The organism is Spirulina subsalsa CS-330 (genome assembly GCF_028330765.1).
GTDB classification, from domain to species: domain Bacteria; phylum Cyanobacteriota; class Cyanobacteriia; order Cyanobacteriales; family Spirulinaceae; genus Spirulina; species Spirulina subsalsa_A.
The window spans coordinates 1-8,844 of record NZ_JAQMTY010000222.1; the positions used below are offsets into that span (position 1 = coordinate 1).

The window sequence follows — 8,844 nt, forward strand, 5'->3', positions numbered from 1 at the left end:
AAACCGGGGGCGATCGCCCCTAAAAAGAGCAGCGGCCGTTGGGGGCGATCGCGGCAGAGGGCCTGGGCGGCAGCGAGTAAAATCTGCCAATTGCGTTCAGCTTCGGGCGATCGCGATCCGGTTAACAGCAGCACCGTTAAGGGCCGTTGGTCTTCATTTTCCGGGCGATCGTAGCGGGGAACTGCCAACCCATCCATCATCGGATTGCCCAGGTCATGGGCGGGAATCTGAAACTGTTTAAGCACGGTGGTGGTGAGGGAATCGCGAGGATACACCGCCCGACAGCGCGATCGCGACAACAGCCACCGTTCCCAAGGTAAATACACCGACCCCGACCAAGCCTCAGACCGCCGCTGCTTCAACAGTCGGCCACCATCATCGCGGATGTAATATTCCGATTTCGCCGTTCCCACAAAGCCATAATTGCCCCCACTCCACCAGGCCATCGCCAGGGGCACAATATCCCCCACCGCCAAGACCGTCCCGCCACTGTTGCCCCACCGTTTCACCGTCTGTAACTGCGCCCAGGTTAACCCCAGCAAGCCACCGCGCACATCCTGCCACAGTTGCCGCCCATCCATATAGATAAACCCACCGGAGGGCATCGCTTTGACGGGGCCAATGATGGGAATATCCGCTTGAAGGTAGGCGCGGCCTGCTCCGACGAGGGGAAGTGCGGCCAGTTCAGGCGCATCGGGGTGTTGACGCAGCGCATCAAGAATACGAACTGCGATCGCATCTTCACCATGGCCATTACTCAAGCAGAGGAGTTTCATGTCTGATCTAGATCTAGGCAGATTCACAGACTCCCATTATGGACTGAGTTGAGGCGCGATCGCTTTTCTCCATTGATAAAAAAATCACGGGCCGCCCACAACCGCCAAGAACTTCAGTTCTTGGCTCAGAACAGAAACCCGTTTTAACAGGTTCTGGAACAAGGGGCTTAAGCCCCTTGCCTGTCCTAACGAATTGGTCTACTGCTATACATCCCCGGCCGGGCTGAGGAACCTAGGGTTCAAGGCCCATCACATGGCGGTAATGGGCTTCAAGTTGGGCGCGGTGGGTGGAGGTGCGTTGTTCAATCCATTCACTGTGAGTAAACAGATCGTGGCGTAATTTGTCCACATCAACGCGGGTGAATTTTCCGTCGGCGATCACCGGCTGACCACGTACCCAAGCATAGTTCACCACTTGGGTGGGTCGCCCCATCACCAAGAGACCGACGGGATCGGTTTTTGGCAAAAGGGAGAGATTGGTTAAATCGTAGAGGACGAGATCCGCCTGTTTGCCGACGGTGAGAGAGCCGAAGCGATCGCTCATTTTCAACCCCTTCGCGCCGCCCAAGGCTGCGATTTGCACCGCCTCGCGGGGGGTGATCCAGTGGCGATAGTCGAGGTCAGTGGTGTTGTGGATTAATGTGCCGATTTTGATCGCTTCGAGAACATCTTGGCTATCATTGCTGGCCGTGCCGTCACAGCCGATCGCCACATTCACCCCAGCGGCGCGATACTTCAAAATCGGGGCGATGCCGCTACCGAGACGCAGGTTACTGAGGGGATTATGGACGACGGTGGTTCCGGTGGCGGCCATGATTTCAATGTCACGATCGCTCAACCAAATGCAATGGGCGAGGGAGGTGCGATCGCCCAAATACCCCAATTTTTCCAAATGTTCCACCGCCGAACAGCCATATTTTTCAGCGGCGAGCATCTGCTGGGCCTTGGTTTCGAGCAGATGGGCATGGCGGCGGAGATTGTAGCGATCGCTTAGTTCAATGCACCCCTTAAACAGCACATCGGAACAAAGTTGCGTCCCCGTCGGAGCCACCATGATCGAAATTCCCTCCTCCGGGCGATGGAACCGCTCTACTGCCGTTGCCATCATCTCTAAAATTTCTGCCGTGGTACGGTAAAAACTGCCGTACTCCTGGGCTTGATCCTGTTGGGGAATCGCCGCCGCGAGCACTTCATCCTGAATCAACGGGCCAATAAACGCCCGAATCCCCACATCTCGATAGCCCCGCACCGTGGCTTCAATGGTGGCCAACTCCTGCCCCGGAATCAGCACCAGATGATCCACCACACAAGTCCCCCCGGTTTGCAGGGTTTCGACGGCGGTTCCCACGGCGCTAAGATAGACCTGCTCTGGATTAATCGGTGAAAATTCGTGGAGTTCCGCGATCCAAAGTTCGAGGGGATAGGGAGCGATCGCCCCCCGCTGCCACAGTTCTGAAGAATGGGTATGGGCATTGACAAACCCCGGTAAGACGAGGTGATTTGACCCATCGATCACCGTGCCTTGGGGGTCGAGATGGGGGGCAACGGCTGCGATCGCTTCGCCTTCAATATAAATGTCGAGGGTTTCATACCCGTCGGCAGTGGGACTCAATACATTCTGGATCGTAAAACTCACGCGATTAAACCCTTTGCATGGGGATGATGAATGTCGATATCCTAGCAAGCCCACCGCCCCCAACGCAGTTGACCCGCAACAGTCAACCCGCCGGAAGGCCGGACAGAGGTATCCTCGGTAAAGGTTGCCCCGCTTCCCTCCTGCGCAGATCCCACAGATTCACGGTCTGGTTCTCTGAACAGAAAATTATCCACACTCTATCAGGCAACATCGCCACCGTCATAACATCGTTGTCACAATTACTCATACATTGTCATAATCTCCTCACAGATATACACAGAGGTTGCTATTGTTTAGTGGTATGCTAATCGTATCGGCAGTAGAGGTATATCGACAGCCTCAGCCCGATAATGTAGGTTCTGTAGTGTCTTATGGTTCAAGAAAAGCTCAAATGCTTGAATAAAGTCTTTAAATATTTACCTATACCTAGAAGAAATACACTAACAGTTGTATTTTTTGGTAAAACTGGGGTTGGTAAAAGTAGCACCCTCAATGCCTTGTTCGAGCTAAACTGGCCTGTTGATAACGCTGTAGCTTGTACAAGAAAACCTCAGTTTACTGATTTCAAACCCTCTGACCACCTGGATGTTTCCTATCAGAACATCCGGGTAGTTGATCTACCGGGAATCAGTGAGAGTTTGATTGATGATCAAAAATATATGGGTTACTACAAAAAATGGATTCCTCAAGCGGATTCTTTGGTTTGGGTGACCCAAGCAGATACAAGAGCTTATAAACAAGATGAGATTTTCTTGAAAAAGTTAAATCCATTATTCAAGAAGTCTTTGTTTTTTATAGTAGCTTTAAATAAAATCGACTGTATGGGAATTTATGAAGGAGATAAGCCATTTGATACTGACAATGGAAAGCCTTCTGAAGATCAGATTAAGCTAATACCCGAGAAAATAGATGATATTTACACTATTTTTAAGAATGCTATTGACAAAAAAATTATTTTCAAAAAAGAACAAATAATACCCTACACATCTGTTCACAAATGGAAGCTAGACATTCTAAAATCCAAGATCTTGTTAAGGAGTTGAAATTTCATGAATGAGTTTTTCAAGAAAATCAAGACAATGTTGTTTGAACAGGTTGAAAAAGAAACTAAAAAATCTCCGTTGAGGCTTGTCATAGGCTTAAATCAAGTTGACAAAATAACTCCAGATGGGTGGAACCAACGCCTTAATGCACCCACTAAAGAGGCAGAAAAAGAGATCGAACGTCGTTGCAAGGATATTATTAAGCGATTGGGTCAACTTACGGAAATATCGACAGCTAACATCGAATATTACTCAGCGTTGAAGCGCTATCGTTTAATTAATTTGCTGACTAGGACTATCCAAAATGCTTATGCTGGGTTCAAGTTAGGTAATGTACAGCCTGCCGATCCATTTGAATTAGCCGATCCAGAAGTCCAAGAGTTTGTACAAGCAGAACGCGAGAAAAAAATAAGTAGTAGCGCAGTTATAGGTAATGCTGACAATAAAACTTTAGAAGATATAGAAAAACTTATTCCGGAACAAGATTTTCAACTAATACTGAAAAAATTCAAACAGGAAACTCAGTTACCACCTAAAGTAGCAGTTATTGGTAAGTCTGGAGTTGGAAAAACAACAACCGTCAACAATCTTTTTGATGCTCAGTTGAAAACAAGTCCTACAACTGTAGGGACGACTGAAGCACAAGTCAAAGAATTTACTCTATCAACAGGAGGTAACTTAACAGTGATTGATTTACCCGGATATGGGCGTAGTGAGGCAGAAGATCGAAAATATGATCAAATTTATAAACAGATTATTCCATCTTGTGATTTAGTTCTCTTGGTAATTCAAGCCGATACACGAGATTTTGCTGATGATATCGACATGATCAATAAGATTACAAAATGGCTTAAAGAGCATCCTGCTCCTCAAAGAAGATAAAAGCTTCTAACGTTGTTTAAGCGTAAATTTAAATCTAAAAAGAGGTACATGTGGCGTTAAGTGAAGAAGAAAAAGAAAAAATTCGTGACATTTTGGAAGAACAAGAGGAGCAAAAGAGAAGGTCTATTTTGGGTTCTTTAGAAAATTTTGCCAGATGGTTACGGGTAACTGCCAGTATTGTAGTTTCTCTCGCAGCACTAAAGCCAGTATTTATATCGCTATGCGGAGCATTTTTATAAGTTAAAATCTTTATTTCGCCAAAGTTGCACTATGTAGGTCAAATAACATCCCGACAAAGGTGCATGCCCCGCTGCCCATACCAAATCCTGATTACTGAAGATTTTAGCCTCGCCCCGCAGCCGAATCCTGCAATGCTCCGATCGCATTTGCCCCCAGCCCCGCCAGGATATTTCCACTCAATAGCTATCTCATTGAAGCCGTTCTAGAAAGACGGGGTTTTAGACCCATTTCTTTGATAAATCCTAACAAGCTTCCCCGCGCACAAGCTGCCCAGAGCGCACAAATTGTCCCGCGCTCCCGTGCCTAGCAGATGCGGGGGAGTTGTTCGCCGCTGAGGAGGTCAAGGATGCGGGTTGCACCGATGCGGCTTTGGAGGGTGACGCGACCGAGGGGGCGATCGCTCCGGCCGAGCACCGTGCCAATACATTCAGCCTTGGGGTCATAGCGGCGCATGATCTGGACGGCCTGTTCGGCACAGTGGAAGGGGGCGATCGCAATAAACCGCCCCTCGTTGGCCACATAGAGGGGATCGAGTCCTAAAATTTCGCAAGCCCCCTGCACATCTTCCGGCACAGAGATCAGTGCTTCTTCTATCTGCATTGTCACCCCCGCCGCCGCCGCAATCTCATTTAAGGCACTGGCCAAGCCGCCCCGCGTTAAATCTCGCAAACAATGGAGTTCAACCCCCGCCTCTAGCATCGCCAACACCGGCTCATGGACGGGAGCAGAATCACTTTTAATCGTCGTTTCAAAGCTTAGACCTTCCCGCTTCGCCATAATCGCAATCCCGTGACGACCCAGATCGCCGCTCAAAATAATCACATCCCCAGAACAGACTGAATGGGGTGCGATCGCCTGATCATGCTCAATCACCCCCACCCCACTGGTATTGATAAAAATGCCATCACCCTTACCCCGATCCACCACCTTCGTATCCCCCGTGACAATCTGCACCCCCGCTCGCCGCGCCGCCCGCTGCATCGACTGCACCACATACCACAGGGTTTTCATCGGTAACCCCTCTTCCAAAATAAAGCCCACACTCAGATAGAGCGGTCGCGCCCCACTCATGGCCAAATCATTCACCGTGCCATGAATCGCCAATGACCCGATATCCCCCCCCGGAAAAAATAGGGGTTGAATCACGTAGGAATCCGTGGTGAAGGCGATTTTGCCCCTGGGGATCGTGAGGGCGACGGAATCATGTTGATTGGGGGATTGGCCCTGGGTGGCGAAGGTGGGGGCGAACATTTGGCCAATGAGTTGCTGCATCAGTTTGCCGCCGCCCCCGTGGGCTAGCAGCACCGTGGGATATTGCTCGATGGGGATGGGGCAGGAAAAGTTTGCAGCAGTCATAGTCACAGAATTGTAGATGTTTGACGGTGATCATCCCATTGAAACGTGGCGATCGCTCCATTTCTGGGGATTGATTTAAGCTAAATGAAGACTCAAGCATTACAATCCACGCTAGACGGCACGGCACGGAACTATCATGCGTGGAAAACCGGCTGTCAATGGCGCACAGAGTTGGCCATGGGGGATAAAGTCGTGCGCGATCGCGACTCCCTTCTCGTCAATGTCGCCGAACTTGAAGCCACCCTCAACAGTTCTAAACCCACTGCCTCGGCTCCGGAGCAGCGATCGCGCCGCTGGCGTTTAAACCCTGTTCTACAATAGAAAGTCCCGGCGACAGCATGGCTGTGATGAACCGGGCGAATCGTCCACTTGAACAGGATCAGCGCACCATGACACACCTTCCCATCCACGTTATTGGGGGCGGTTTAGCCGGCACAGAAGCCGCTTGGCAAATCGCCCAAGCCGGCCATGATGTGGTGCTCCACGAAATGCGCCCCGTCTGCACCAGTCCCGCCCACCACACCGAAGAACTCGCAGAATTGGTCTGTAGTAATTCCTTCGGGGCCTTGAGTAGCGATCGCGCCGCTGGCCTGCTCCATACCGAACTGCGTCACTTGGGTTCGATTGTGATTGGTAAAGCCGACGAGCACGCCGTCCCCGCTGGCGGTGCTCTCGCGGTCGATCGTGGCCACTTCAGCCACGACCTCACCCAAACCCTCGCCGCCCACCCCCGCATCACCCTCCAGCGCGAAGAAGTCCAGCGCATCCCCCGCGACGGCATCACCGTTCTCACCACCGGCCCCCTCACCAGCTCCGCCCTCGCCGATGACCTCCAGCAGTTCACCGGCATGGACTACATGAGCTTTTTCGATGCGGCGAGTCCGATCATCGTCGGGGATTCTATCGATCATGACGTGGCGTTTCTCGCCTCCCGCTACGACAAAGGCGAAGCCGCCTATCTCAACTGTCCGATGGACAAAGACCAATACTTAACGTTTTGGGAAGCTCTGCGTCAGGCTGAACAAGCCGAAGTGAAAGAGTTTGAGCGGGAAACGGCGAAGTTTTTTGAAGGCTGCTTACCCATTGAAGAGCAGGCGCGACGGGGAGAAGACACGATGCGCTACGGCCCGCTGAAGCCGGTGGGCTTGAGTGATCCACGGTATCCGGAGCGCGATCGCCCCTATGCCGTCATCCAACTGCGCCAAGAAGACAAAGCGGGGCAACTGTGGAACATGGTCGGCTTCCAAACCAATCTCCGCTGGGGTGAGCAAAAGCGCGTCTTTCGGATGATTCCAGGGTTGGAAACGGCGGAATTTGTCCGCATGGGGGTGATGCACCGCAACACCTTCATTAATGCGCCCCAACTCCTCGCCCCCACCCTCCAATTTCACCACCAAGAGACAATCCTCGCGGCGGGGCAATTGGTGGGAACCGAAGGCTACACCGCCGCCGCCGCTGGGGGTTGGCTGGCGGGAACCAATGCGGCCCGGTTGGCCCAGGGACAAACGCCCCTCGTTGCCCCCAAAACCACGATGCTCGGTGCGTTGATCGATTTTATTACCTCGGCTTCTCCGAAGCATTTTCAACCGATGCCCCCGAATTTCGGCATTATTCCCCCCCTCGAAAAACGGGTACGGAATAAGCGCGAACGGTATGGGGTATACCGCGATCGCTCCTTAGCGGATCTTATGGCGTGGCAAACTCAATACCCGATGAATCCGGTAGGGATGCCAAGCAGAGACTAGGTAAGTTGGGGTGACCATGGGAGGCTCGGATTTCCTGCCGCTTCGTGAGCATGACGCTCACGAGATCTGGCATTTCTTGATGACAATGCTGGCAGAACCAATAGACTCGATTCTTTCGAGCTTGGCTAACCATGTCTTGATGGCAACACGGGCAAGGAATCATAGATTTTATTAAGAAAAGTTTATTATGGGGGAGTGACAGACTCTCCCTTCATTGTACGAAAACTAACTAGAAACCGGTGTAAAGAACTGTGAAATCTGGGTCAGCGAAAACGTTTAATTAATCATTAATCCTAGGATAAAAACATCATAATAAATGAGTTGTAATATAGCGCACAGACTAAACTGCCATTGGACGGTAGGGTGAGTGGCCCTGTTGCGATCGCCTCAATTCCTGCAAGGAAAAATAATTGGGGACAGTGGATTCTTTTTTTTGATATTTTTAGCTTATATTTTTGACATTCAAGATTAAGTCAAGAAATCAATCAAGCGTTCCCCTCCTATCCATAGCAGATTGCGAAAGGATGAGAACGCCACTTCCCCCTTTTTAAGGGGGATTGAGGGGGATCTTCATACCTCAAGTTGATGAAAACCGCTATATCGTAATCCTCAATCAATTTTAAGGCTTAGACTCTGAGCAACAATGGCAAGATACACCCCATTCCTGTCCATCAATCCTGTGGGATCGCTGATCGTGAATTGTGAGCTTCGGCGGGGGTGGGTTAGGAGGGGTCGAACCGCTGGAGGGCGGCTTGGAGATGGGGCAAGGTGTGGTGATAACGCTGGAGGCGGGCTTCGTCCTTGGGGGTGGGATGGGGGATGCGGGTGCGATCGCAATTGTCCGTCATGTCTGCAATCTTGACCCGGAGGGCGAGGGGGTTGGCCATGACCCGATCTAAATAGGCGGTGTAGGCTTCTCCCTCCCGCTTCGTTAGGGCATCGAGGGCCCGGCACAGGGAGGGCGGAAACCCTTGGGCGATGAGGTCTGCGAGGCTGAGGTCGGAATCTTCGATCGCATCATGGAGCACCGCCACAATTTTCGCCTCGATCGTGGTCATTTGGGCCATGACGCGGAGGGGATGGCCAAGATAAGGATGGCCGCCTTTATCGCGTTGATCGCGGTGGGCCTGGTGGGGGGGGGCGGGGGTGACGGGAATTTCCACATC

At 51.4% G+C, this 8,844-nt stretch carries 9 protein-coding genes; 5 read left to right on the forward strand and 4 right to left on the reverse strand.

Annotated elements, in window-relative coordinates; translation table 11 throughout:
• On the reverse strand, nucleotides 1-776 hold a 776-nt coding region (locus tag PN477_RS15315; protein WP_272118019.1), incomplete at its 3' end, for a lipid-A-disaccharide synthase-related protein.
• Between the two features lie 232 nt (nucleotides 777-1,008).
• A complete protein-coding gene (locus PN477_RS15320; protein ID WP_272118021.1) occupies nucleotides 1,009-2,412 on the reverse strand; it encodes an amidohydrolase in 1,404 nt (467 codons plus the stop codon).
• A 371-nt stretch (nucleotides 2,413-2,783) separates the two neighbouring features.
• Between PN477_RS15320 and PN477_RS15325 the strand changes: the two genes are divergently transcribed.
• From PN477_RS15325 to PN477_RS15335, 3 genes are read left to right on the forward strand one after another with little or no spacing between them, the layout of a single operon-like run.
• Nucleotides 2,784-3,455, forward strand: a complete 672-nt coding sequence (locus PN477_RS15325) for a GTPase family protein (RefSeq protein WP_272118024.1) — start codon at nucleotides 2,784-2,786, stop codon at nucleotides 3,453-3,455.
• Between the two features lie 6 nt (nucleotides 3,456-3,461).
• Nucleotides 3,462-4,337 carry a GTPase gene (locus PN477_RS15330; protein ID WP_272118026.1) on the forward strand — a complete coding sequence of 292 codons (876 nt, stop codon included), beginning with the start codon at nucleotides 3,462-3,464 and terminating at the stop codon, nucleotides 4,335-4,337.
• 50 nt (nucleotides 4,338-4,387) lie between these two features.
• Nucleotides 4,388-4,576, forward strand: a complete 189-nt coding sequence (locus PN477_RS15335) for a hypothetical protein (protein ID WP_272118028.1) — start codon at nucleotides 4,388-4,390, stop codon at nucleotides 4,574-4,576.
• 304 nt (nucleotides 4,577-4,880) lie between these two features.
• Here PN477_RS15335 and hypE read toward each other — a convergent pair whose 3' ends face one another.
• Nucleotides 4,881-5,933: a hydrogenase expression/formation protein HypE gene (gene hypE / locus PN477_RS15340; protein ID WP_272118030.1), complete on the reverse strand. Its 1,053-nt coding sequence runs from the start codon at nucleotides 5,931-5,933 to the stop codon at nucleotides 4,881-4,883.
• Nucleotides 5,934-6,017: 84 nt separating this feature from the next.
• Here hypE and PN477_RS15345 point away from each other — a divergent pair, with 84 nt between their 5' ends.
• Both PN477_RS15345 and trmFO read left to right on the forward strand, forming a co-directional pair.
• Nucleotides 6,018-6,254, forward strand: coding sequence for a hypothetical protein (locus PN477_RS15345; protein WP_272118032.1), 237 nt, complete (start codon nucleotides 6,018-6,020; stop codon nucleotides 6,252-6,254).
• A 68-nt stretch (nucleotides 6,255-6,322) separates the two neighbouring features.
• Nucleotides 6,323-7,678 carry an FADH(2)-oxidizing methylenetetrahydrofolate--tRNA-(uracil(54)-C(5))-methyltransferase TrmFO gene (gene trmFO / locus PN477_RS15350; RefSeq protein ID WP_272118034.1) on the forward strand — a complete coding sequence of 452 codons (1,356 nt, stop codon included), beginning with the start codon at nucleotides 6,323-6,325 and terminating at the stop codon, nucleotides 7,676-7,678.
• A gap of 722 nt (nucleotides 7,679-8,400) precedes the next feature.
• On the opposite strand, the gene PN477_RS15355 is transcribed toward trmFO, so the two are convergent.
• On the reverse strand, nucleotides 8,401-8,844 hold a 444-nt coding region (locus tag PN477_RS15355; protein WP_334310551.1), incomplete at its 5' end, for a hypothetical protein.